This window comes from Streptomyces sp. NPDC056734 (genome assembly GCF_042790455.1).
GTDB lineage: Bacteria > Actinomycetota > Actinomycetes > Streptomycetales > Streptomycetaceae > Streptomyces.
This window is the reverse complement of record NZ_JBHTZD010000014.1, coordinates 175,669-198,578: the sequence shown is the minus strand read 5'-3', so window position 1 is coordinate 198,578 and position 22,910 is coordinate 175,669. Positions and strand designations below refer to the sequence as shown.

Sequence of the window (22,910 nt, the reverse complement as noted above, 5' to 3'; positions counted from 1 at the left end):
CCTAGGAATGCCGACGGGGAACGGCTGGCGGATTTCGGACGGCACGCCAACGGCCGGGGGGTCTCGCACGTCAACGTGGGACGGGGGTCCGGGGCGCGGTCAGCGCAGTGCCCCGGCCTCGATGCCGAGCAGCCGGCCCAGCGCCCGTTCCCCCTCCCCGGTCACCTTCACGGCCCGCTGGGAGCCGATCCGCACGCACCAGCCCGTGTCGAGGGCGTGCCGGCACAGCGCGGCCCCCGCGACCCCGCCGAGATGGGGCCGCCGCTCGGTCCAGTCCAGACAGGCGCGGGCGAGCGGGCGGCGTCCGGTCCGGCGCAGCGCGATGCCCGCCGCGTCGAACCAGTCCACCCCGTCGTCGGTCAGCGCGAACCCGGTGTCCTGCCGCAGCAGCCCGCGTGCGGTCAGCGCGTCCGTGAGCGCGATGCCGAGCCGCCCGGCGAGATGGTCGTAACAGGTCCGCCCGCGCGCCATCGCCGACCCGGCCCCGGCTTCGCGCAGGGTACGGGGCCGCCGTACGACGTCCGGACCCACCCGCGCCGCCAGATCCTCCACGAGCTGGGCGACGGACGGGCCCGCCAGCCGTACGTACCGGTGCCGGCCCTGCCGTTCCTCGGTCAGCAGCCCGCCCGACACCAGCTTCCCGAGGTGCTCGCTCACCGTGGACGCGGCGACCCCGGCGTGCCGGGCCAGTTCCCCGGCCGTCCAGGCCCGTCCGTCGAGCAGCGCGAGCAGACAGCGCGCCCGGGTCTCATCGGCGAGCAGCGCGGCGAAGGCGGCGAACTCCGGAGCACGGGGGTCCTTGGTCGACATGTCTCCAGCGTGCGCCACGGATGGTTCGGCGCCCACCGAAACATCCCCCGGCAGGGCGGCTCAGCCGCCCTCGCCCCCCACCCGCTCGAACCGCACCGCCAGCCCGTCCAGCAGCGCCGTGAGCCCCACCTCGAACGCCCGCTCGTCCACCTTCCGCTGCCGCTCGGGGAGCAGATGGGCCTGCCCGAGATGCGGGTAGTCGGCGGGGTCGTACGCGCTCTCGTCCCGGACGAAACCCCCGGCGAACGAGCCGAGCGCGGACCCCATGATGAAGTACCGCATCAGCGCCCCGATCGAGGTGGCCTGGGCCGGTGGCCAGCCCGCCGCGACCATCGCCCCGTACACCACGTCCGCGAGCCGCAGCGCGGCCGGGCGCCAGCCGGGACCGCCGGCCAGCACGGGCACGATGTGGGGATGGTCGCGCAGGGCGCCGCGGTAGGACAGCGCGTAGTCGTGCAGCGCGGTGCGCCAGTCCCGGCCGTCCTCGAACATCGACAGATCGACCTGCTCGATCACCGACTCGGCGACCGCCTCCAGGATCTCGTCCTTGGTGCGGAAGTGGTTGTAGAGGGAGGGCCCGCTCACCCCCAGCTCGGCGGCGAGCCGGCGGGTGGAGACGGCGGTGAGCCCCTCCGCGTCCACCAGTTCCCGGGCCGTCGCGACGATGCGTTCGGTGCTCAGCAGGGGTTTGCGGGGGCGGGCCATGGCGCACATAGTAGGACGGGGCGCTGGAAACTAGCAGTGCTAGTCCGGGTGACGGGTGACGTGTCGGGTGTCGGGTGTCGGGTGTCGGGTGTCGGATGCCGGGTGCCGGGTGCCAGGTGCGGGCCGGAGTCGGACAAGGGGCCGGGTCGGCGTCGCAGGGGGTGCGGGCCGGCATCGGACAGGGGGCGGCCCGGCTGAGTATCTCTCTGAGTACACCGACGGATGTGGCGGGCGCCACGGTCGCCGAACCTGTTCCGCATGAGCGACACACCCGTCAAACAGCAGACCACCGCCGCCTATCACGGCCAGGCCGTCCTCTCCTTCGCGGTCGCCCTGGGCGCCACCGGCATCGGCATCTTCCAGCTGGACGCCGACCCCTGGGTCCGCTCCTTCCTGGCCGTCGCCGTCCTCTATCTCGTCACCTCCGCCTTCACCCTCGCCAAGGTGGTCCGCGACCGCCAGGAGGCCGGGCAGATCGTCAGCCGGGTCGACCAGGCCCGCCTGGAGAAGCTGCTCGCCGAGCACGACCCCTTCGAGAAGCTCTGACCCGCCCGGCGCAGTGCGGCGCCCCGTCCACTAAGCGCCCGCTCACCCTCGGCTGTATGGTGGGGGCGCTGTCGGCGAGAGGGACGAGGACGCGATGAGTACGGCGCAGGAAGCGGCGGCCGGCGACGAGGACGAGTCGTGGGCCGAGGTCACCCCGGACGCGGCGCGGCGGCTGCTGATCGCCGCGGTGGAGGCCTTCGCCGAGCGCGGCTACCACGCCACCACCACCCGCGACATCGCGGGCCGCGCCGGGATGAGCCCGGCCGCGCTCTACATCCACTACAAGACCAAGGAAGAGCTGCTCCACCGGATCAGCCGGATCGGCCACGAGAAGGCGCTGGACATCCTGCGCACCGCCGCCCGCGGCGAGGGCACGGCGAGCGAGCGGCTGGCCGACGCGGTCGCCTCCTTCGTCCGCTGGCACGCCGGACGGCGTACCACCGCCCGGGTCGTGCAGTACGAACTGGACTCCCTCGGGCCGGACGCGCGCGCGGAGATCGTCGCGCTGCGCCGCCAGTGCGACGCCGAGGTCCGCGGGATCATCGAGGACGGGGTCGCGGCGGGCGAGTTCGAGGTGCTCGACGTGCAGGGCACCACCCTCGCCGTGCTGTCGCTCTGCATCGACGTGGCCCGCTGGTTCAGTACGCGCGGCCCCTGGACCCCCACCGAGGTCGGCACGCTGTACGCGGACCTGGTGCTGCGGATGGTGGGGGCGGGGAAGCCGGGGCGGTAGCCGGGGGTTTTGACCGGGGGTTTTGGCGGGGGGTAGTGGCCGGGATGGTGGCCTAGAGGTAGTAGCGGGACACCGATTCCGCCACGCACACCGGCTTCTCCCCGCCCTCGCGCTCGACCGTGAAGGCGAGGGCGACCTGGACGCCGCCCGGCACCTCGTCCACCGCGGAGATCGTCGCCGTCGAGCGCAGCCGGGAGCCGACCGGGACGGGGGCGGGGAAGCGCACCTTGTTGGTGCCGTAGTTGACGCCCATCGTCACGCCCTCGACGCCGATCAGCTGCGGGGCGAACAGCGGCAGCAGGGAGAGGGTGAGATAGCCGTGGGCGATCGTCGTGCCGAACGGGCCGGTCGCGGCCCTCTCCGGATCGACATGGATCCACTGGTGGTCGCCGGTCGCCTCGGCGAACAGATCGATCCGTTTCTGGTCGATCTCCACCCAGTCGGTGTACCCCAGCCGCTCGCCCACCGCGGCCTTCAGCTCGTCCACGGACGTGAAGATCCTCGCCTCTGCCATGCCCGGCCTCTCGCTCGACCCATCGATCACGCACATTGCTAAGCAACTGCTTAGCTTGGTGTGGGGCGGTGACGATGTCAACGGAGGGGATTCCGGCGGATGGGTAGGGTTGCGGTGATGCCGCAGATTCCTGAGAACATCCATGAACTCACCGTCGGCCAGTTGTCGGCGCGCAGCGGCGCGGCCGTGTCCGCGCTGCACTTCTACGAGTCCAAGGGGTTGATCAGCAGCCGCCGGACGACGGGCAATCAGCGCCGGTACTCGCGTGACGCCCTGCGGCGGGTCGCCTTCGTCCGGGCGGCACAGCGGGTCGGCATCCCGCTCGCCACGATCCGTGAGGCGCTGGCGGAACTGCCGGAGGAGCGGACGCCGACGCGCGAGGACTGGGCGAAGCTGTCACAGGCGTGGCGCTCGGAGCTGGACGAGCGGATCCGGCAGCTCAATCGGCTGCGGGATCATCTGACCGACTGCATCGGGTGCGGGTGTCTGTCGCTGGACGGCTGTGTGCTGTCCAACCCCGACGACGCGTTCGGCCAGGAACGGGCGGGGTCGCGGCTGCTGGTGGAGCGGCGGCGGTAAGGGGCGGTCCGTGCCGCGTGCCGGGTGCCGGTACGGGAGGTCGGACGTCGGGTGCGGGTGGTTCGTGGTGATTCGCGCAGTTCCCCGCGCCCCTCAGGGCGTCATGGCCGGCGCGGCTGCCACCAACGCGGCGTTGGAGCCCGCACGTTCGCCCGTGGACGGGGTAAGGGTGTCCGCCCGGCGGATACGGGTCTCAGCCCATCGCCTGACGTTGCCCGGTCACCGGCGTTCAGGTCCCGCCCGGCGCGGACCCAACAGCCCGGTACCCGCACCCACCTGGGCGCTGACCCTTGACCGACCTCGCGCTCACCTCGGGCCACCGACCCGCCACCGACCTCGCACCCACCTCAGCCCCGACCCGGCACTCGCCTCGCCACCGATCCCGCACCCGCCTCAGTCCCGACCCGGCACCCGCTTGGCCACCGACGTCGCACCCACCTGCGTCCCGACCCGGCACTCGCCTCGCCACCGATCCCGCACCACCTCGCTACCGACCCCCTTACCCACCCTGCACAGTCCCGCCGGCCAGCGCCGCGGCACCCGGCACCCCGCGCGGCAGCGCCTACGCCGACATCAGCAGTGGCCCGCGTCGCGCATAGGCCAGTGCCTCCGCCGTGAGCACCGGGCGTGGGACCAGGATTCCGCAGTCCGTGCAGACCGGGCCGGAGGACGGCTCGTGGTCGAGTTCGTATTTCCAGACGAGGCGCTCGCCGCCGCAGACGGGGCAGTCGGCGCCCGGCTCGCGCTCCAGGGCCGCGATCAGCCGGCGCAGCACCTCCGCGAGGGGCTCACCGGGGTGCACCCGGGGGTCGTCGCACCACGCGGCGCCGAATCCGCCCCAGGTCAGCCGGTGCCAGTCGTCCACGGTGCCCGGCCTGCGCAGCCCGTCGTGCTTCTCCTTCCTGCGGCGCTCGGCGAACTCGGTCTCATAGGCCAGCCAGACCACCCGCGCCTCCTCCAGCTCCTCCAGCGCGGCCACGAGCCGCACCGGGTCGGGAGAGCGGTCCTCGGGGCCGAACCCGGCCCGGGAGCACAGATGATCCCAGGTCGCTCTATGCCCATAAGGGGCAAATCGCTCAAGGCACTTGCGCAGTGAATAGCGCCGTAGTGCCAGATCGCACCGAGGGTCGCGCACCTGTCTTGCCAGACTCCGGAAACCGGCCATCGCCCTGCACCTCCGTCACACCTGCACCTGTACTTCGGTCACTGCGGCGTCATCGAACGGACTTCGCCGAATAGACGTATCGACAAGCGATTCGGCTCCCTTCCGGCTCTCACTGATTTCCGGCGGCCCCGCCGAGCAGCGGGAGCGACCCGAAAACTTGACGCATGTTCATCTTTTAACCGGGGGATACCGCCGGTAACGTCCGGCCCCATCCCCATCGGGAGGAGCTGCCATGTCACGGCGCACCCCACGCACCGACCTCGACAGACTGAGAACTCCCCACACTCCTCGTGGGTTCCTGAAGACCGTCTCCGTATGCGCTCTGATTGCCGGGCTTTTGTCTCCGCTTTCCCAAGCCGCCTCGGCCACCACCCCCACGGTGGCCGATGCGGCGGCGGTCGCGGACCACTGCGGCAACCAGTGCTCGGACATCCTGCCGCCCGGCCAGAACGGCAACGCCACCCTCGCCCAGATCCTGCTCAACCAGGCATTCGGCACCCAGCCCGAACACGCCCAGGACCAGCTCGGGCCCTATGCCAAGCTCCCCACCGGCTACCAGTCGCTGACCGACGCCACCCTCAACACCTTCTTCAACGACGCCTCCTTCGGCGTCCCCGCCGACCAGGTCGCCTCCACCCTCCAGCCCGCCGGACGCACGGACGTCACCATCGTCCGCGACAAGAAGACAGGTGTGCCGCACATCACGGGCACCACCCGCTACGGCACCGAGTTCGGCGCCGGTTACGCCGCCGCCCAGGACCGGCTCTGGCTGATGGACCTGTTCCGGCACGTCGGCCGGGGCCAGCTCACCTCCTTCGCGGGCGGCGCCCTCGACAACCAGGGCCTGGAACAGACCTTCTGGCGCAACGCCCCCTACACCGAGGCCGACCTCCAGGCCCAGATCGACCGCGCCACCGCGACCAACGGCGAACGGGGCCGCCAGGCCCTCGCCGACGTGAACGCCTACGTCGACGGCATCAACGCCTACATCGCCGCCTCCGACAGCGGCCGCTACTTCCCCGGCGAGTACGTCCTCACCGGCCACAAGGACTCCCTCACCAACGCGGGCACCATCAAGCCCTTCAAATCCACCGACCTGGTCGCCCTCGCCTCCGTGATCGGCTCACTCTTCGGCGCCGGCGGCGGCGGCGAGGTCAACAACGCCCTCTCGCTGCTCGCCGCCCAGCAGCGGTACGGCGTGCAGCAGGGCACCGAGGTCTGGGAGTCCTTCCGCGAGCGCAACGACCCCGAGGCCGTACTGACCGTCCAGGACGGCAGCTTCCCGTACGGCACCAAACCCGAGAACCCGCAGGGCACCGCCCTGCCCGACCCCGGCTCGGTCGTCCAGGAACCCCTTGTCTACGACCGCACCGGCAGCGCGGCCACCCAGGCGGCCACCGGCACCTCCGCCGACGCCGCCGCTGACGCCGTCACCTCCGCCAAACGCGGCATGTCCAACGCCCTGGTGGTCAGCGGCGAGCACACCGCGAGCGGGAACCCCATCGCCGTGTTCGGGCCGCAGACCGGCTACTTCGCGCCACAGCTGCTGATGCTCCAGGAGATCCAGGGTCCGGGCCTCAGCGCCCGCGGCGCCACCTTCGCCGGACTCGGCATGTATGTCCTGCTCGGCCGTGGCCAGGACTACGCCTGGAGCGCCACCACCTCCGGCCAGGACATCATCGACACCTACGCCGTCGAGCTGTGCCAGGACGACTACCACTATCTCTACCGGGGCGTGTGCACGCCCATGGAGAAGGTCGAGCAGAAGAACTCCTGGACGCCGACCGTCGCCGACGGCACCGCCGCCGGTTCGTACACCATGCGGGTGTGGCGCACCGAGTACGGTCCCGTCGAGTACCGCGCCACCGTCGGCGGCAAGAAGGTCGCCTACACCACCCTGCGCTCGTCCTTCCTCAACGAGGCCGAGTCGATCATCGGCTTCCAGATGCTCAACGACCCCGGCCAGGTGAACAGCGCGCAGACCTTCCAGCAGGCGGTGCAGCACATCAACTACACCTTCAACTGGTTCTACGCCGACTCCGCGCACACCGCCTACTACAACAGCGGCGACAACCCGGTCCGCGCGACCGGCGTCGACCCGGAGTTCCCGGTCTGGGCGCAGCCGGCGTACGAATGGCGTGGCTGGGACCCGGCGACCAACACCGCCGACTACACCCCGCCGTCCCAGCACCCGAACTCCATCGACCAGGACTACTACATCTCCTGGAACAACAAACAGGCCACGGACTATGCATCCGCCCCCTGGGGCAACGGCTCGGTGCACCGCGGCGATCTGCTGGACGACCGGGTGAGGAAACTCGTGGAGCAGGGCGGGGTGACCCGGTCCGCGCTGGTCAAGGCCATGGCCGACGCGGGCCTCGCCGACCTGCGCGCCGAGCAGGTGCTGCCCGACCTGCTGAAGGTCCTCACCAGCACCCCCGTAACCGATCCGGCGGCGGCCTCGGCGCTGAGCAAGCTCCAGGCGTGGCTGACAGCGGGCGGCAAACGCACCGAGACCTCGGCGGGCTCCAAGACCTACGCCCACGCCGACGCCATCCGGATCCTGGACGCCTGGTGGCCGCTGCTGGTCAAGGCCCAGTTCGAACCCGGCCTCGGCAGCGAGCTGTACACGGCGATCACCGCGAATCTGCCCGTCGACGAGTCCCCGTCCGCCGCCCACGGCGCGACCGGCGCCCACGCCGGAAGCGCCTTCCAGTACGGCTGGTGGAGCTATGTCGACAAGGACATCCGCGCGGTGCTCGGTGAGCCCGTCCAGGGCCCGCTCGGCGACACCTACTGCGGGGACGGCTCCCTCACCGCCTGCCGGGACGCCCTGATCACCACCCTCAAACAGGCCGCCGCCAAGACCCCCGCCCAGGTCTACCCCGGCGACGACCTGTGCGCCGCCGGTGACCAGTGGTGCGCCGACTCGCTCAACCAGCGGGCCCTCGGCGGCATCACGCACCCCAATATCAGCTGGCAGAACCGGCCGACCTACCAGCAGGTCGTGGAGTTCACGTCACACCGCTGAGTCACAGTCGAGCCATGTCAGACCGCTGAGCCGGCACCGGCCGGCTCAGCGGTACAGCAGATACCCCGCCCGCGTCCGCCGGAACGCCGCCAGCTCGTCCTGCCAGGCCGCCACCACCTCGTCGGCGTCCGCCCCGGCGTCGATCATCGTGCGGACCAGGGCGGAGCCGGTGAGGGTGTCGATCCAGTGGTTCGCCAGCCAGCGGAAGCCGCTCCAGGACCGCTTGGCGGTCACGAGCAGCGCGATCCCGGTCCGCACCGGGTCGTAGGCGTCCCGGTCGTGCACATGGATCTGGACACCGCCGACGGTCCGGTTCGGGAACTTGGAGAACGTCGGTGTGAAGTACGCCTCCCGGAACCGCACGCCCGGCAGCCCCTCTTCATTCACGGCGGCGGCCCAGCGCCCGTCCAGGCCCTCCGCGCCGAGCAGTTCGAAGGGACGGGTGGTGCCGCGCCCCTCGGAGAGGTTCGTCCCCTCGAACAGACAGGTCCCCGCGTAGACCAGCGCGGTGTCCGGCGTCGGCATGTTCGGGCTCGGCGGCACCCACGGCAGCCCCGACGCGTCGTAGAAGTCCGACCGCCGCCACCCCGTCATCGGTACGACGTCCAGCGGCACCGGCGCCGCCAGGAACTCCCCGTTGAACAGCCCGGCCAGCTCGCCGACCGTCATGCCGTGGGCCTGCGCGAGGGGCCGCCGGCCGACGAAACTCGCGTACCGGGGTTCCAGCACCGGCCCGTACGCGCCGCGCCCGGTGACCGGGTTCGGCCGGTCCAGGACGACGAACCGCTTCCCGGCCAGCCGGGCCGCCTCCATGCAGTCGTACAGCGTCCAGATGTAGGTGTAGAAGCGGGCGCCGACATCCTGGATGTCGAAGACCACCGTGTCCACGCCGGACGCGGTGAAGACGTCCGCCAGCGGCTGGCCCGACAGGCCGTACGTGTCGTGGACGGGCAGGCCGGTCGCCGGATCGTCGTAACGGCCCTCGGAGCCGCCCGCCTGGGCGGTACCGCGGAATCCGTGCTCCGGGCCGAACACGGCGGTGAGGTTCACCCGTTCGTCGGCGTGCATGACGTCCACGAGGTGGCGGACCTCGCGGGTCACACCGGTGGGGTTGGTGACGATCCCCGCGCGGGCGCCATCCAGGAGGGTGTAGCCGTCCGCCGACAGACACTCGAAGCCGGTACGGAGGGTACGGAGTCGGCGGGGATCTTCCTCGGCTCCGGCCGGGGCGGGCGAGAGCGCCAGTGCGGCGGTGGCCGTGGCGAGGACCGTACGTCTCGATGGGGGCATGAGGGGCAAGGTAGGTGCCGGCGGGGGTGTGGGGAGGGTGCGGGCGGTCCCGGGCCTGTCGCGCCCGCGCGCCGGTACCCCGTCCTGCCTTCCGTGGCGGGTGCGTGCCCTTACCAGTGACATACCGACCGGTTAGTCTGGCCTGGCGGGGTCCGGATCGTGAGGCTGGAGGACGATGGTGGTCAGCGTGCGGGGTGCCGGAGTGGTCGTCACCGGGGCGGGCGGCGGGATCGGGGCCGCGCTCGCCCGGCGGTTCGGCGCCGAAGGAGCGCGGGTCGTCGTCAATGACCTCGACGCAGGGAAGGCCGGGGCCGTGGCCCGGGAGATCGGCGGGATCGCCCTCCCCGGGGACGCCTCCGGGATCGTGGACGCCGCGCTCGACGCGCTCGACGGCACCGTCGATGTCTACTGCGCCAACGCCGGGCTCGGCTCCGGTGGCTCGGAGGCCGCCGAGGAGGACGTGTGGGCCGCCGCCTGGGACGTCAATGTGATGGCACACGTGCGGGCGGCGCGGGCGCTGCTGCCGGGGTGGCTGGAGCGTGGCAGCGGGCGGTTCGTGTCGACCGTCTCCGCCGCCGGGCTGCTCACCATGATCGGCGCCGCCCCCTACAGCGTCACCAAGCACGGCGCCCACGCCTTCGCCGAGTGGCTGTCGCTGACGTACCGGCACCGCGGGCTGAAGGTGCACGCCATCTGCCCGCAAGGGGTGCGCACCGACATGCTGGCCGCCGCCGGCAGCGCGGGGGACCTGGTCCTCAAGCCGACCGCGATCGAGCCGCGGGACGTGGCCGACGCCCTGTTCAAGGGCATGGCCGAGGACCGGTTCCTGATCCTGCCGCACCCTGAGGTCGCCGAGTACCACCAGGCGCGCGCCGCCGACCCGGACCGCTGGCTGAGCGGCATGAACCACCTCCAGCGCACCTGGGAGGCCAGGCGGTGAGCCGGGCCGCCCCCACATCCCGGCGGCCGGTGGAGATCCTGCCCGACGTGCCCGGATGGCCCAGTGGGAAGATCCTCCGTCGGGAGTCGCGCTCCCGTTCGCGGGAACGTCAGCAGTGCATCACGGAAGGCAGGTGGCGGCAGTGCCCAGGACGACGGACGAAGCAGGGACCCCCGTCCCGCAGCGGCTGCTGGCCGCCGCCACCCGGCTCTTCGCCGAGCAGGGCTACGACCGCACCTCCGTGCAGGAGATCGTCGAGGCCGCGGGCGTCACCAAGGGCGCGCTCTACCACTACTTCGGCTCCAAGGACGATCTGCTGCACGAGGTGTACGCGCGGATGCTGCGCGTCCAGCAGGAACGTCTCGACGCCTTCGCCGACGCCGACGAGCCGGTGGAGCAGCGCTTGCGGGACGCGGCGGCGGACGTGGTGGTCACCACCATCGAGAACCTCGACGACGCGATGATCTTCTTCCGCTCGATGCACCACCTCAGCCCGGAGAAGAACAAGCAGGTCCGCGCCGAGCGCCGCCGCTACCACGAACGCTTCCGCGCGCTCATCGAGGAGGGCCAGCACAAGGGCGTCTTCTCCGACGCCACCCCCGCCGACCTGGTCGTGGACTACCACTTCGGCTCCGTCCACCACCTGTCGACCTGGTACCGCCCCGACGGCCCCCTCACCCCGCAGCAGGTCGCCGACCACCTGGCGGACCTGCTGCTGCGGGCGCTGCGGCCGTAGGCGACACGGAGCCTAGAGGTACTTCTTCAGCTCCCGCCGCGCCAGCGACCGCTGGTGCACCTCGTCCGGCCCGTCCGCGATCATCAGCGTGCGCGCCCCGGCGTACAGCTCGGCCAGCGGGAAGTCCTGGCTCACCCCGCCCGCCCCGTGCAGCTGGATCGCCTGGTCGAGGATCCGCACGACCGCGCGGGGCGTCGCGATCTTGATGGCCTGGATCTCGGTGTGCGCGCCCCTGTTGCCGACGGTGTCCATCAGCCAGGCCGTCTTCAGCACCAGCAGCCGCAACTGCTCGACGGTCACCCGCGCGTCCGCGATCCAGTTGTGGACCACGCCCTGCTCCGCCAGCGACTTGCCGAACGCCGTACGGGACACCGCCCGCCGGCACATCAGCTCGATCGCCCGTTCCGCCATGCCGATCAGCCGCATGCAGTGATGGATCCGGCCGGGCCCGAGCCGGGCCTGAGCGATGGCGAAGCCGCCGCCCTCCTCGCCGATCAGCTGCGACACCGGCACGCGCGCGTGGTCGAACACAACCTCGGCGTGGCCGCCGTGGGAGTGGTCCTCGTAGCCGAACACCCGCATCGCGCGCCGGACCGTGACACCGGGCGTGTCGCGCGGGACCAGCACCATGGACTGCTGGCGGCGCGGATCCGGCCCGTCCGGATCGGTCTTGCCCATCACGATGAAGATCGCGCAGTCCGGGTTCATCGCCCCGGAGATGTACCACTTGCGCCCGGTGATGATGTATTCGTCACCCTCCCGCTCGATCCGGGTCGTGATGTTGGTGGCGTCCGAGGAGGCCACCTCCGGCTCGGTCATCGCGAACGCCGAGCGGATCTCCCCGGCGAGCAGCGGATGGAGCCACCGCTTCTTCTGCTCCTCGTCGCCGAACTGCGCGAGCACCTCCATGTTGCCGGTGTCGGGCGCGGCGCAGTTGGTCGCGGTGGGCGCGAGCTGCGGGGAGCGGCCGGTGATCTCGGCGAGCGGCGCGTACTGGAGGTTGGTCAGCCCGGCGCCGTGCTCGGGGTCCGGCAGGAACAGATTCCACAGCCCGCGCCGCCGCGCCTCGGCCTTCAGCTCCTCCACCACGGCCGGTGTGTCCCAGGGCGAGGCCAGGGCCGCGCGCTGCTCCTCAGCGACCGCCTCCGCCGGATACACGTACTCGTCCATGAACGCGAGCAGAGTGCCGCGCAGTTCCTCGGTGCGGGCGTCGAACGCGAAGTCCATGCCGGTCAGCCTTCCTGGAGAGTCGTCAGTCCGTGCGCGATGAAGACGGGCACCAGCTCGCCGATGCGGTCGAAGCCCCGCCCGACGGTCTGCCCCAGCGTGTAGCGGTAGTGGATGCCCTCCAGGATCACGGCGAGCTTGAACCAGGCGAACGCCGTGTACCAGGACACCGCCGACACATCACGCCCCGAGCGGGCCGCGTACCGCTCGATCAGCTCGGCGGGCGCGGGGTGCCCGGCGGCCTCGGCGGTGGTGGAGACCGGCGAGTCGGGCGTGCCCAGCGGGATGCCGTACATCACCAGCAGGCCCAGATCGGTCAGCGGATCGCCGAGCGTGGACATCTCCCAGTCCAGGACGGCGGCGATCTTGTCGGCGCCGTCCAGGAGGACGTTGTCGAGCCGGTAGTCGCCGTGGATCACGGCCGGGGCGGGGGAGCGGGGCAGCGCGCGGCCGAGTGCGGCGTGCAGTTCGTCGATGCCCGCGAGGTCGCGGTCGCGGGAGGCGTCCAGCTGCTTGCCCCAGCGGCGCAGCTGCCGGTCCAGGAACCCGTCGGGGCGCCCGAAGTCGCCGAGTCCCACCGCCCCGGGGTCCACCGCGTGCAGCTCCACCAGCGTGTCCACCAGCGCCAGCACCGCCTCGCGGGTGCGCTCGGGGCCCAGCGGGGCGAGCTGCCCGGCGGTGCGGTAGGGGGTGCCGGGCACGAACTCCATCACGTAGAACGGCGCCCCCAGCACCTCCTCGTCCTCGCACAGCAGCAGCGGCTCCGGCACCGGGACGGCTGTTGGGTGCAGGGCGCTGATCACCCGGTGCTCGCGCCGCATGTCGTGCGCGGTGGCCAGCACATGCCCGAGCGGCGGACGCCGTACGACCCACCGGGCACTGCCGTCGGTGACGGTGTACGTGAGATTCGACCGTCCGCCCTCGATCAGCCGCGCCGTGAGCGGCCCGGCCACCATGCCGGGCCGCTCACGGTCGAGCAGAGCGCGCAGCCGTACGGGATCGAGACCTGGCGGGTGGTCGGCGGCCATCGTCGCTCCTACGGACACGTGAACGGGACGTGACCATGATGCCGACCGGTCGGTATGCCGTCCAGACGCCCACGGGTGAACGTGACCCGGGCCACCCTGGATCGTCAGGTCCTGAGACCCTCAGGGGCGGATTCCGGCCTAGTGGTCGTCCCAGTGGTCGCCGTGGGCGGCGTGCCGGTGGCCGTCGTGGACATAGTCCACATGGTCGCCGTGCAGCACCGAGGCATGGCCGCAGTCCTCGCCGTGCCGGTGCTCGTGCCCCGCGTGGGCGGTGTGCCCGGCGGACTCGCACTCGTCCCAGTGCCCGTCGTGCGCGCGGTGCAGATGCCCGTCGTGCGCGTAGTCGACGTGATCGCCGTGCGGCACGGCGGTGTGACCACAGCCCGGGCCGTGGGTGTGCGCGTGGGCGGAGTGTTCGAGGTGTGTGGTGGTCATGCTGCTCACCTTGGGGTGGGGGAAATGGCGACGGACAGATTGCCATACGAAAGGGAGCATAAGGGGCATATCGGTGGCGTGCCTCGCGGTTCGTGCCTCGCGGTTCGTCCCTCGCGGTTCATGCCTTGCGGTTCATGCCGTGGAATGGGAACGGGAAGGGCGCGGGCATCCATGACCCGCCCGGGTCAGAAGATCAGCGCCGCCGCCGCGCACACGGCCAGCGCGACCGTGCACAGCGTCGCCGCCGCGGCCTGGCGCACGGGCAGTGCGGGCGGCCGGGTCTGCGCCGCGAGGGCGCGTATCCGCCGGTGGGCGATCAGCAGGAAGCCCAGCCACAGCAGACAGCACGCGGCGCAGGCGAGAGCGGCGGCGACCGAGAAACCTCCGCGCAGGGTGGTCCGTACGGCGAGCACGGCGGCGACGGTGCCCGCGAGGGTCGTACGCCGCCAGGCCAGCCGGGTCCGCTCGGGCTGGAGCCCGGGATCCCGGGCCGGGCCGACCTCACCGCTCATGAGGGCTCACCCCTCCCAGCCGAACACCACGACCACGACCATCCCCAGCGCCACCACCGCGACGACCAGGCTCAGCAGCGCCGGGAACCGTGACACCGGAAGATCCTCGCCGCGCCGCATCGCCCGCTCGCAGCGCACCCAGTGATTGACCGCCCGCAGCGAGCACAGCACCCCCGCCGCGAGCAGCGCCAGCGCGAGCGCGACCCGTACCGCCCAGCGCAGCTCCGGCAGAAACTGATCGACGGCGAAACCTCCGCCGATCAGGGCCAGCGCGGTGCGCAGCCAGGCCAGAAAGGTGCGTTCGTTCGCCAGCGAGAACCGGTAGTCGGGGGTGCGGCCCTCCGCGCTCACCCGCTCGGGGGCGAACCACAGCCGGACGTTCCGCACAAATTCGCTCACATGTCCGACCTTAGGCCCTGGGGTCGGCGTCCCGCCTGCCCGGGGGCGCGATGCGCTACCCGCGACCGCGATCCGCGACCGCTACTCGCGACCGCGATCCGCGACCGGCTACCCGCGACCCGCCGAGCGATACTCCCGCAGCCGCCGATACGCGGCCACCCCGTCCGGCACCCACTCCCAGGCACCCTCCCGCTGTCCTTCCCGCTGTCCTTCCCACTGTCCCTCCCGCTGCCCTATTTGCTGCCGCCCCGCCCCGAGCCGCGACTCCAGCTCGCTCTCGGGCAGGAAGTCGTGCCAGGCCACCTCCTCGACCTGGGGCCGCACCGGCAGCTCGCAGCGCACCTCGTAGACGGCGGACCACCAGGTCTGCCCGGCCCCGTCGTCGTAGAGGAACTTGAAGAGGTACGACGGTCCAGGCAGCCCCGAGACCCCCAGCTCCTCCTCGGCCTCCCGCAACGCGGCGTCGTCGTACGACTCGCCCGCGCCGACCACCCCGCCGACGAACATGTCGTACAGCGCCGGAAACACCAGCTTGGTCGCTGTCCGGCGATGCACGAAGATCCGCCCGACACCATCCCTGACCTGCACGAACACACACCGATGCCGGAGCCCCCGGGCGTACACGGCACCGCGCGGTGCCTGCCCGATCACCCGGTCCCGCTCATCGACGACGTCAAGAATCTCGTCAGCTGCACTCATGCCCGCATCCAAGCAGCCCGCCCCCACCGCCCGGGCGCAGGCGCCTCACCTGGCTGGGATTGCGGGATGCCGGGTGCTGCCCGGCGGAGGCGCCCGGAACGCCGGCCTCTTTCAGGGGCGCGGGGAACTGCGCGAGCAGCCACCCACACACCCGCACCCGGCGAACCACCCCAAGCGGGACGGGCCTACTTGCCTGGGACCGCGGCACCGAGGCCAGACACCCTCAACTGGGCCGAACAGGCTGAAGCCGCCCCATGGTCGCCGTGGTGGCCGCCGTGGCCCCCCGGGGCATCGCGGGATGCATGCCGAGCAGGACGATGCCCGCGACGACGGCGGCGAGGCCCGCGGCCTCCCAGGCCAGTGCGCCCGTGTCGGTGCGCAGACGGTCGCCGAGGAAGCCGACGCCGCAGATGATCCCGGCGATCGGCTGGGCGGCGGTCAGCGCGGGCAGCGACATCCGCAGCGAGCCCGTCTCGAACGCGCTCTGCACCAGGATCAGCCCGGTGACGCCCAGCACCAGCACGGCGTACGGCTGCCAGCCGGTCAGCAGTTCCAGCATCCCGCCCTCGCTGAAGCGCTGCCCGCTCACCCGGGTCAGCGCGTCCTGGACGCCGTAGAGCAGACCCGCCGCCAGCGCCAGCAGCACCGGCGCGGAGCTGAGCCGGGCGCGCTTGGCGTACCCGGTGAGCAGCATCGCCAGTCCCACCATCACGCCGATGATCAGCCAGGGCCGTACCGGATCGGTGACCGCCGTACCGCCGTGCGGCTGCCCCGCCACGATGAATGTCGTCACCCCGCCCGCGAGCAGCGCGAGCCCGGCCCAGCCCTGCCGCCCCAGGGGCTGCTTGGTCTGGCGCCGGGACAGCGCGAGGGCGAACAGGAGGTTGGTCGCGAGCAGCGGCTCGACGAGGGAGAGCTGGCCGTGGCCGAGCGCGATCGCGCCCAGGGCCATACCGGCCGCCATCAGCCCGATGCCGCCGAGCCAGCGCGGCACCTTCATCAGGTCGAGCAGCAGCCGCGGGGAGAGGAAGTCGCCGAGCGGCGCGCGCTGAGCCACGTTCTGCTGGAGGACGAAGCCGAAGCCCAGACAGCAGGCGGCACTCACGGCGAGAACCAGGACCAGAACCGACACGCTGTACCTCAGGATCATCCGGCCGGAAACACGGGGTGCGGTACGGCCGACTGTAGTGGCCCGGGGGCGGCACTGCCCCCGGAGGGCCCGCAGGCGATCCACCGGGAGTACGTCGGCGTCGGAGCGGGATACCGGGACACGGGATGAGCTGTATGTGGGGGAATGGAGGAAATGGGGGAGATGTGGTGGTGACGCGGAATGTCGGCCGCGATGCCCTGCGACGGAGGCGGGCGTCGGCGCGACCTACGTCCCATAGTCCGTCTCCGCACCCCCGAACGCTATGGCGTACGCCACACACGTACCGGAACGCCAGAACACCGGAACGCCAGAACACCGGAGCACCGGAGCCGGACCCTCCCCGGCCTCGGCGACGCACGACGGACCGGCGCCCCGTATGGCCGGGAACCGTCCCTATGACGTACGCCACACCCCCCACCCCGCATCACAGCCCGCGTGCGCCGATCTCCATAAGGTCGTCACAACTGCCCCTCCCTTCACACGAATTGACGCGTGTCACGCATGGAACGCACTTGACGGTAAGCGTTGGCTGCCGATTTGCTGTGCGTGATCGGGCGATAACGCGCCGACCCCCCAATTCGTCGCTGAGGAAGTTCCCGCGGTGCCCCCACCCCCGCCTCCCCTCGGCCGAGGCCGCAGGCGAGCGGCCCAGGCCCACGACGCGGCTCTCGACGACACCGAACTCAGTGCCGCGCGGGCCGCGCTGGCCCAAGGCCGCTGGCAGGCGGTCCGTTCCCTGCTGGTGCGCACCGGCGACGACTGGGACCGCCGCGGCCACCGGGTCACCGTCCTGGGCGCCGAGTCGTACACCGCCGCCTGGGCGGGTGACTGGCAGATCGCCGAGCCCGAGTCCGCCGACGCCGCCGTACTCGCCGCCTTCGCCCAGGTGCACAGCGCCCTGCGCGGCAAGCTGAAGCCGGAGCGGGCCCGCGAGGCGTGCCGGGCCGCCGCCGGCCGCGACCCCGCCGACCCCACCCCCTGGCTCGGCCTGCTGCTGCTGGAACGTTCCCTTGGCTCCGACGAGGACGTGGTCCGGCTCTTCGACGAGGTCCGGCACCGCCACCCCGACCACCACCACGCCCACCAGCTGCTGGTGGCCCGGCTCGCCGAGCGGCTGACCGACACCGGCAGGGACCCGCTGCACGAGGTGTACGACTTCGCCAACTGGGCCGCCGAGCAGGCGCCCGCCGACTCCCCGCTCGCCATCCTGCCGGTCGTCGCGCACGCCGAGCGGTTCCGGGTGCTCGCCGCCGCCGGTCAGCTGCCCACCGACCCGGTGGCCTCCGGGCACTGGGCGGGACGCCGGGCCCGCCAGGTGATGAAGGCCGCGTTCGACTGGTGGCTGGAGTGGGAGCACGAGGACCATCCGCGCCGCCTGGTGGACCTGAACTTCCTCGCCCACGCCAAATTCTGCGAGGGCCGGCCCGCCGAGGCCGCCGCCCTCTTCCACCGCATCGGCGACCGCTTCACACCGCAGCCCTGGTCCTACCCGGACCGTGAACCGCACCCCGCCTTCCGTGCCGCCCGCGACAGCGCGCTCGGCACGACCTGAACACCCGATCCCATCCGCCCGAGCCTCGATCCCGCCCGTTCGAAAGGATCCGCCCCCGATGAGCACCGGCAGTTCCCACACGAGCAGATCCAGCACAAGCAGATCCAGCACGAGCACATCCGGTACGAGCACGTCCGGTACGAGCGCTGCCAGTACAAACGCTCCCGGCACCAGCACTCCCGGCAAGACCAGCCCCTCCGCCGCGTCCGCCGCCGCCTCCTCCTCCGACGGCATCAGCACCTTCAAGGGCCAGGAACGCGCCCTGCGCGCCGACCGCCTCGGTACCGGGGGCCTGCTGCTCTCCGTGCTCGCCGCGACCGCCCCGCTCATGGTCGTCGCCGGTGTCATGCCCACCACATTCGCGGTGATGGGCATCGTCGGACAGCCGCTCCTCTTCGTCTTCCTGGGCGTGGTCCTCGTCCTGTTCGGCATCGGGTACGCCGAGATGAGCCGCCATGTCCACAACGCGGGCGCGTTCTACGCCTATATCTCCCGCGGTCTCGGCGGCACCGCCGGAGCGGGCGCCGCGATGCTCGCCCTGGTCGCCTACAACGCCCTCCAGGCCGGTATCTACGGCATCTTCGGCTTCGAGGTCGCCGGGCTGCTCGCGACGTACGCCGAGGTGACGATCGCCTGGTGGATCCCGGCGCTGGTGGGGCTCGCCGTGGTCGGCGCGCTCGGCTGGCTGAAGATCGACGTCAACGCGAAGGTGCTGGGCGTCCTGCTGATCATCGAGGTCGCGCTGGTCGTGATCTTCGACATCGCCGCCCTCGGCGACCCCGGCCCCGAGGGCCTGTCGCTGCACGCCTTCAACCCGGACACCCTCAGCGGCGTGGGCGTCGGCACCGCGCTGTGCTTCTGCATCGCGGCCTTCCTCGGCTTCGAGCAGGCCCCCGTGTACGCCGAGGAGACCAGCCGCCCGCACATCCTGGTGCCGCGCGTGATGTTCCTCGCGGTGGCCGGGGTCGCCGTCTTCTTCGCCTTCAGCAGCTGGGCCCTGACGGTCGCCGCCGGTCCGAACCAGATCGTGCCCGCGGCCCAGGAACAGAGCGCCGGACTGCTGTTCTTCCTCACCGAGTCGCGGCTCGGCGGGACGTTCACCGACGTCATGCACATTCTCTTCGTGACCGGCATGTTCGCCGCGATGCTCAGCTTCCACAACGTCGTCGCCCGGTACGCGTTCGCCATGGGCCGCGAGGGCCTGTTGCCGTCCGCCTTCGGCCGTACCACCGGCTCCAGCGGCGCCCCCGGCACCGGCTCGCTCCTCCAGACCGCCGTCTCCGCCGTGATCGTGATCGCCTTCGCGGTCACCGACGACGGGCCCGACGGCGACCCGACCGCGCCGATCCTGCACCTGTTCACCTGGTTCGGGAACATCGGCGCGCTCGGCGTGATCCTGCTGATGGCCGCCGCCTCCCTCTCCGTGATCGTCTTCTTCGTCCGCCGCGGAGCCGCCGGAACCCAGGCGTGGCGCCTGGTCACCTCGGCGCTCTCGGGCATCGCGCTCGTGGTGATCGCGGTCTACACGGTCAAGGACTTCGATGTCCTGGTCGGCGCCGGCCCGGACTCCTCGCTGAGCTGGGTGCTGCCCGGCATCATCGCCCTCGCCGTCGTCGGGGGCGTGGCCCAGGGCCTGATCATGCGCTCCCGCAACCCCGAGGCCCACGCCCGGATCGGCCTCGGCAACGAGGCGTTCCAGCTGGAGAAGGAGGCGGAGTCCCGGTCGTCCTGACCGCCCCGCCACCACACCTGACGGAAGTCTGACGAGCACCCGCGACCCCTGGCCGGACGGGGCCCGCGGGTGCTCGAATGAACGGGTGACCCCCACCCCCGCCAAACCCCCGGACCCGCCGGAGCCCCCGAAATCCCGGGCACCCGCGGCCTTACCGGAGCCCCCGCAATCCTCGGCGCCTCCGGCCCCGCCGGAGCCAGCGAAGTCGGTTGCGCCCCCGGCCCCGCCGGAGCCCACGATTTCCGTGGCGCCCCCGGACCCCTCGGCCCCTCCTGCGCCCCCGCAATCCCCCCAACCCCCACAACCTCCCCAACCCCCGGCCCCCTCAGGCGCCCCCATAGGCCGCCGCATCCTCCTGGGCACCCTCGGCCTGGGCGCCCTCGGCGTGCTCACCGCGCCCACCCTCCAGCGCGGCCTGGAGTCCTTCCTCGCCGGCGCGTCCGACCAGGACCCCACCGGCCTCACCGACCTGCTCCCCAACGGCGGCGGCTTCCGCTACTACTCGGTCGCCACCTCCGTACCCCGCAGGACCGCCGCCACCTACCGCCTCACCGTCGACGGCCTGGTCGACCGCCCCGCCACCCACACCCTCGCCGACCTGCGCGCCCTGCGGCAGACCCGGCTGGTGCGCGACGTGCAGTGCGTCACCGGCTGGCGGGTCCCCGACACCCCCTTCGAGGGCGTACGGCTGTCCCTGCTGCTGGACGCCGCCGGAGTACGCCCCTCCGCGCGGGCGATCCGCTTCACCTGCTTCGACGGGACGTACTCCGAGAGCCTCACCCTCGAACAGGCCCGCCGCGCGGACGTCCTGGTCGCCCTGCGGATGCGCGACGAGGACCTGAGCCACGCCCACGGCGGCCCGGTCCGCCTCTTCGTGGCGCCGATGTACTTCTACAAATCCGCGAAGTGGCTCTCCGGCATCACCGTCACCGACCAGGTGGAGCCGGGCTACTGGGAGGAACGCGGCTACGACATCGACGCCTGGGTCGGCCGTTCGAACGGACGTGGCGATGAGCCTACGAGCTGACGCCCCGCCCCTCGCACGGCGTGTGCGCCGCTTCACCCGGGCCGAACGCTGGATCCACCGCACCACGGCCACCCTGATGGGCCTCTGCGTCCTGACCGCCGCCTGCCTGTACGTCCCCCAGCTCGCCCAACTCGTCGGCCGCCGCGCACTGGTGGTCCGCGTCCACGAGTGGTCCGGTCTGGCCCTGCCGCTCCCGGTCCTGGCGGGCCTGCTCTCCCGGGCCTTCCGCGCCGACCTGACCCGCCTGAACCGTTTCGGCCCGCACGACAGGGTGTGGCTGCGCCGCGCGTCGGGCCCGGCGGACAAGTTCAACGCGGGGCAGAAGATCTACGCCGCCTGGATCGCCGGAGCCACGCTGGTCATGCTCGGCACGGGCCTGATGATGTGGTTCACCGGCCTCACCCCCTTGCGCTGGCGCACCGCCGCCACCTTCGTCCACGACTGGCTGGCCCTCACCCTCGGCATCGTCCTGGCCGGCCATATCGGCATGGCCCTCGCCGACCCGGAGGCCCGCCGCGGCCTGCGCACGGGCTCGGTGAGCGAGGAGTGGGCCCGCGACCGGCACGGACTGTGGCGCCCATGAGACACGCGACGCCCCAAGGCCCGCCACTACGGCCCGCCCGAACCACCCGCCACCACCACTGCCCCCGGTTCCGCCGCTGCCACCGGTTCCGCCACCGGCGCCGGCTCTGGCTCCGGCTCCGGCTCCGGCGACACCGCGACGCCCGCCCGCGCACCCCCGTACACCACCTCGGCACCCGGCATCCCCCAGCCCGGCGACCCCTCCACCACGACCCGCGCCACGTCCGCCCCGACTGTCACGTCCGCCGCCTCCATCCCGGCCACCGCCCCCTCAGGCCCCCCGCCCAGAGGTGAGGCCCCGGGCAAGGACCCCGGCAACGAACCAGTCCCGGACCCGGGCGACGAACCCGGCGAAGGCCCCGGCGACGCCCCCGGCCCACCCCCGACCACCGACAACACCCCCTCCACCACAGCCTCCCCACCCCCATACCGCACACTGACCCCCACCACCCGCGGATACCCCTCCATCTCAGGCACCACGACCGACACAGTCGACCCAACCGACCCGACCGGCACCCCCGCCGCCACGCCCGGCGCCACCCCCTCGGGCGCCGGGGTGACAGCCCGCCCGCCCACCAGCACTTCCCCACCCAGGGCGAGTTCACGGACATCGAAGAAGACCCCGCGCAACGTGATCACCACCCGCTCCCCGGCCCGCACCACACCCCCACCCGCGTCGCCCGCGTCAACGGCCGCGATGCCGAAGTCACAGGCGGCCCGAGTCTGCGCGGGCCCCTGCGACTTCGCACCGAGCCGCGCGGTCTGCGCGGGCCGCAGCCGCTCAAACTCCAGCAGCCCGTCCAGTACGGCGAGGGCGGCCCGCCCCTTGCAACTCCCCACCCCGGCGGCGGCGTCGCGGGCCAGCCGGGCGGTGTCCCAGTCACCCCCGCGCCCCTGGGCGGCCAGACAGGCGGACGCGAGCCCGCGCAGCACCTGCCACTCGGGATCGTCGGAGGTCTCGGGTACGGCCGCGAGGCCCGCGGCACACCGGGCGGGGTCGGTGAGTACGTCGTAGACGCTCGCCGGATCCGGCACCCCGTCGGCATCCGGCGAACCGGGCCCGGGCGGCAGCCAGCGCAGGCGTACGGGCTGGGCGGTATCCGTATCCGTATCGGAATCGGTCGCGGACGGGGCGGGATCCGGGGCGGTCCGGGGCGAGTGCTCGCCGGGCGGGGGCGTGGTGGCCGCCCCGCGTGAGCCTCCGGCGGGGGAGGACAGCAGGGGTGGCGGCCCGGGTGGCGCCGCCGGGGGCGCGACCGTCCCGCCCGCCTCGGCACCGGACGACGGCCCGGCGATGACCGGAACATGCCCCTCGCCGGGACGCACTCCGGCGTTCCGCCCGCCGTCCGTGAAGGCGACGGCCAGTACGGCCACCGACCCCGCAACCAGCAGCCCAGAGACACGTGTCCCCAGGGAAACCGCCATGACGCCCCCCGTCGAGAAGACTTCCGGGAACCAGCCGGGTCCACGGAAGGTCTTCCATCATCATCCAGCCCACGGCACGAGGGAACCCGCGGA

At 72.2% G+C, this 22,910-nt stretch carries 23 protein-coding genes; 10 read left to right on the top strand and 13 right to left on the bottom strand.

Features of this window, described 5'->3' with window-relative positions:
* Positions 1 to 99 precede the first annotated feature (99 nt).
* Together ACFRFC_RS22465 and ACFRFC_RS22460 are read right to left on the bottom strand one after the other, a co-directional pair.
* A complete protein-coding gene (locus ACFRFC_RS22465; RefSeq protein ID WP_382691782.1) occupies positions 100 to 810 on the bottom strand; it encodes an ArsR/SmtB family transcription factor in 711 nt (236 codons plus the stop codon).
* A 60-nt stretch (positions 811 to 870) separates the two neighbouring features.
* Entirely contained in the window at positions 871 to 1,515 is a 645-nt protein-coding gene (locus ACFRFC_RS22460) for a TetR/AcrR family transcriptional regulator (RefSeq protein ID WP_382691781.1), read from the bottom strand.
* A gap of 258 nt (positions 1,516 to 1,773) precedes the next feature.
* Here ACFRFC_RS22460 and ACFRFC_RS22455 point away from each other — a divergent pair, with 258 nt between their 5' ends.
* A complete protein-coding gene (locus tag ACFRFC_RS22455) occupies positions 1,774 to 2,061 on the top strand; it encodes a YiaA/YiaB family inner membrane protein (protein WP_382691780.1) in 288 nt (95 codons plus the stop codon).
* A gap of 94 nt (positions 2,062 to 2,155) precedes the next feature.
* Positions 2,156 to 2,794: a TetR/AcrR family transcriptional regulator gene (locus tag ACFRFC_RS22450; RefSeq protein ID WP_382691779.1), complete on the top strand. Its 639-nt coding sequence runs from the start codon at positions 2,156 to 2,158 to the stop codon at positions 2,792 to 2,794.
* A 52-nt stretch (positions 2,795 to 2,846) separates the two neighbouring features.
* Here ACFRFC_RS22450 and ACFRFC_RS22445 read toward each other — a convergent pair whose 3' ends face one another.
* Positions 2,847 to 3,308, bottom strand: a complete 462-nt coding sequence (locus tag ACFRFC_RS22445; protein ID WP_382691778.1) for a MaoC family dehydratase — start codon at positions 3,306 to 3,308, stop codon at positions 2,847 to 2,849.
* 117 nt (positions 3,309 to 3,425) lie between these two features.
* Between ACFRFC_RS22445 and soxR the strand changes: the two genes are divergently transcribed.
* Entirely contained in the window at positions 3,426 to 3,887 is a 462-nt protein-coding gene (gene soxR, locus ACFRFC_RS22440; RefSeq protein WP_382691777.1) for a redox-sensitive transcriptional activator SoxR, read from the top strand.
* 562 nt (positions 3,888 to 4,449) lie between these two features.
* On the opposite strand, the gene ACFRFC_RS22435 is transcribed toward soxR, so the two are convergent.
* Entirely contained in the window at positions 4,450 to 5,052 is a 603-nt protein-coding gene (locus tag ACFRFC_RS22435; RefSeq protein WP_382691776.1) for a hypothetical protein, read from the bottom strand.
* A 232-nt stretch (positions 5,053 to 5,284) separates the two neighbouring features.
* Here ACFRFC_RS22435 and ACFRFC_RS22430 point away from each other — a divergent pair, with 232 nt between their 5' ends.
* Complete coding sequence (locus ACFRFC_RS22430) at positions 5,285 to 8,083, top strand: penicillin acylase family protein (RefSeq protein ID WP_382691775.1); 2,799 nt, start codon at positions 5,285 to 5,287, stop codon at positions 8,081 to 8,083.
* Between the two features lie 45 nt (positions 8,084 to 8,128).
* On the opposite strand, the gene ACFRFC_RS22425 is transcribed toward ACFRFC_RS22430, so the two are convergent.
* Positions 8,129 to 9,373 carry an exo-beta-N-acetylmuramidase NamZ domain-containing protein gene (locus ACFRFC_RS22425; RefSeq protein WP_382691774.1) on the bottom strand — a complete coding sequence of 415 codons (1,245 nt, stop codon included), beginning with the start codon at positions 9,371 to 9,373 and terminating at the stop codon, positions 8,129 to 8,131.
* Positions 9,374 to 9,548: 175 nt separating this feature from the next.
* Between ACFRFC_RS22425 and ACFRFC_RS22420 the strand changes: the two genes are divergently transcribed.
* Complete coding sequence (locus ACFRFC_RS22420) at positions 9,549 to 10,313, top strand: SDR family oxidoreductase (protein ID WP_382691773.1); 765 nt, start codon at positions 9,549 to 9,551, stop codon at positions 10,311 to 10,313.
* 142 nt (positions 10,314 to 10,455) lie between these two features.
* Positions 10,456 to 11,049, top strand: a complete 594-nt coding sequence (locus tag ACFRFC_RS22415; RefSeq protein ID WP_382691772.1) for a TetR/AcrR family transcriptional regulator — start codon at positions 10,456 to 10,458, stop codon at positions 11,047 to 11,049.
* Between the two features lie 12 nt (positions 11,050 to 11,061).
* Here the strand turns inward: ACFRFC_RS22415 and ACFRFC_RS22410 are convergent, their stop codons facing one another.
* The 7 genes from ACFRFC_RS22410 to ACFRFC_RS22380 all read right to left on the bottom strand — a co-directional run bounded on the left by ACFRFC_RS22410 (position 11,062) and on the right by ACFRFC_RS22380 (position 16,481).
* Positions 11,062 to 12,276, bottom strand: a complete 1,215-nt coding sequence (locus tag ACFRFC_RS22410; RefSeq protein ID WP_382691771.1) for an acyl-CoA dehydrogenase family protein — start codon at positions 12,274 to 12,276, stop codon at positions 11,062 to 11,064.
* A gap of 5 nt (positions 12,277 to 12,281) precedes the next feature.
* On the bottom strand, positions 12,282 to 13,304 hold the full coding sequence (locus ACFRFC_RS22405) for a phosphotransferase family protein (RefSeq protein ID WP_382691770.1): 1,023 nt from the start codon (positions 13,302 to 13,304) through the stop codon (positions 12,282 to 12,284).
* A gap of 138 nt (positions 13,305 to 13,442) precedes the next feature.
* Positions 13,443 to 13,739 (bottom strand): hypothetical protein, encoded by a 297-nt coding sequence (locus ACFRFC_RS22400; RefSeq protein WP_382691769.1) that lies wholly within the window; start codon positions 13,737 to 13,739, stop codon positions 13,443 to 13,445.
* Between the two features lie 185 nt (positions 13,740 to 13,924).
* Positions 13,925 to 14,251, bottom strand: coding sequence for a DUF202 domain-containing protein (locus ACFRFC_RS22395; protein ID WP_382691768.1), 327 nt, complete (start codon positions 14,249 to 14,251; stop codon positions 13,925 to 13,927).
* Positions 14,252 to 14,257: 6 nt separating this feature from the next.
* Entirely contained in the window at positions 14,258 to 14,650 is a 393-nt protein-coding gene (locus ACFRFC_RS22390) for a YidH family protein (protein WP_382691767.1), read from the bottom strand.
* 108 nt (positions 14,651 to 14,758) lie between these two features.
* On the bottom strand, positions 14,759 to 15,349 hold the full coding sequence (locus ACFRFC_RS22385; protein ID WP_382691766.1) for an NUDIX hydrolase: 591 nt from the start codon (positions 15,347 to 15,349) through the stop codon (positions 14,759 to 14,761).
* A 223-nt stretch (positions 15,350 to 15,572) separates the two neighbouring features.
* Complete coding sequence (locus ACFRFC_RS22380) at positions 15,573 to 16,481, bottom strand: DMT family transporter (RefSeq protein ID WP_382691765.1); 909 nt, start codon at positions 16,479 to 16,481, stop codon at positions 15,573 to 15,575.
* A gap of 619 nt (positions 16,482 to 17,100) precedes the next feature.
* On the opposite strand from ACFRFC_RS22380, the gene ACFRFC_RS22375 reads away from it, so the two are divergent.
* From ACFRFC_RS22375 to ACFRFC_RS22360, 4 genes are all read left to right on the top strand, one after another.
* A complete protein-coding gene (locus ACFRFC_RS22375; protein WP_382691764.1) occupies positions 17,101 to 18,051 on the top strand; it encodes a hypothetical protein in 951 nt (316 codons plus the stop codon).
* 58 nt (positions 18,052 to 18,109) lie between these two features.
* Positions 18,110 to 19,783 carry an APC family permease gene (locus ACFRFC_RS22370; protein ID WP_382691763.1) on the top strand — a complete coding sequence of 558 codons (1,674 nt, stop codon included), beginning with the start codon at positions 18,110 to 18,112 and terminating at the stop codon, positions 19,781 to 19,783.
* Positions 19,784 to 20,120: 337 nt separating this feature from the next.
* Complete coding sequence (locus ACFRFC_RS22365) at positions 20,121 to 20,810, top strand: molybdopterin-dependent oxidoreductase (protein ID WP_382691842.1); 690 nt, start codon at positions 20,121 to 20,123, stop codon at positions 20,808 to 20,810.
* Entirely contained in the window at positions 20,794 to 21,393 is a 600-nt protein-coding gene (locus ACFRFC_RS22360) for a cytochrome b/b6 domain-containing protein (RefSeq protein WP_382691762.1), read from the top strand. The genes ACFRFC_RS22365 and ACFRFC_RS22360 overlap by 17 nt, the downstream gene beginning before the upstream one ends.
* Before the next feature lie 26 nt (positions 21,394 to 21,419).
* Here ACFRFC_RS22360 and ACFRFC_RS22355 read toward each other — a convergent pair whose 3' ends face one another.
* Positions 21,420 to 22,817: a hypothetical protein gene (locus ACFRFC_RS22355; RefSeq protein ID WP_382691761.1), complete on the bottom strand. Its 1,398-nt coding sequence runs from the start codon at positions 22,815 to 22,817 to the stop codon at positions 21,420 to 21,422.
* Between the last annotated feature and the right edge of the window lie 93 nt (positions 22,818 to 22,910).

Coding starts and splice junctions, on each gene's coding strand:
- ACFRFC_RS22465 (WP_382691782.1), bottom strand. CDS start 810: ATGTCGACCAAGGACCCCCGTGCTCCGGAGTTCGCCGCCTTCGCCGCG.
- ACFRFC_RS22460 (WP_382691781.1), bottom strand. CDS start 1,515: ATGGCCCGCCCCCGCAAACCCCTGCTGAGCACCGAACGCATCGTCGCG.
- ACFRFC_RS22455 (WP_382691780.1), top strand. CDS start 1,774: ATGAGCGACACACCCGTCAAACAGCAGACCACCGCCGCCTATCACGGC.
- ACFRFC_RS22450 (WP_382691779.1), top strand. CDS start 2,156: ATGAGTACGGCGCAGGAAGCGGCGGCCGGCGACGAGGACGAGTCGTGG.
- ACFRFC_RS22445 (WP_382691778.1), bottom strand. CDS start 3,308: ATGGCAGAGGCGAGGATCTTCACGTCCGTGGACGAGCTGAAGGCCGCG.
- soxR (WP_382691777.1), top strand. CDS start 3,426: ATGCCGCAGATTCCTGAGAACATCCATGAACTCACCGTCGGCCAGTTG.
- ACFRFC_RS22435 (WP_382691776.1), bottom strand. CDS start 5,052: ATGGCCGGTTTCCGGAGTCTGGCAAGACAGGTGCGCGACCCTCGGTGC.
- ACFRFC_RS22430 (WP_382691775.1), top strand. CDS start 5,285: ATGTCACGGCGCACCCCACGCACCGACCTCGACAGACTGAGAACTCCC.
- ACFRFC_RS22425 (WP_382691774.1), bottom strand. CDS start 9,373: ATGCCCCCATCGAGACGTACGGTCCTCGCCACGGCCACCGCCGCACTG.
- ACFRFC_RS22420 (WP_382691773.1), top strand. CDS start 9,549: ATGGTGGTCAGCGTGCGGGGTGCCGGAGTGGTCGTCACCGGGGCGGGC.
- ACFRFC_RS22410 (WP_382691771.1), bottom strand. CDS start 12,276: ATGGACTTCGCGTTCGACGCCCGCACCGAGGAACTGCGCGGCACTCTG.
- ACFRFC_RS22405 (WP_382691770.1), bottom strand. CDS start 13,304: ATGGCCGCCGACCACCCGCCAGGTCTCGATCCCGTACGGCTGCGCGCT.
- ACFRFC_RS22400 (WP_382691769.1), bottom strand. CDS start 13,739: ATGACCACCACACACCTCGAACACTCCGCCCACGCGCACACCCACGGC.
- ACFRFC_RS22395 (WP_382691768.1), bottom strand. CDS start 14,251: ATGAGCGGTGAGGTCGGCCCGGCCCGGGATCCCGGGCTCCAGCCCGAG.
- ACFRFC_RS22385 (WP_382691766.1), bottom strand. CDS start 15,349: ATGAGTGCAGCTGACGAGATTCTTGACGTCGTCGATGAGCGGGACCGG.
- ACFRFC_RS22370 (WP_382691763.1), top strand. CDS start 18,110: ATGAGCACCGGCAGTTCCCACACGAGCAGATCCAGCACAAGCAGATCC.
- ACFRFC_RS22360 (WP_382691762.1), top strand. CDS start 20,794: ATGAGCCTACGAGCTGACGCCCCGCCCCTCGCACGGCGTGTGCGCCGC.
- ACFRFC_RS22355 (WP_382691761.1), bottom strand. CDS start 22,817: ATGGCGGTTTCCCTGGGGACACGTGTCTCTGGGCTGCTGGTTGCGGGG.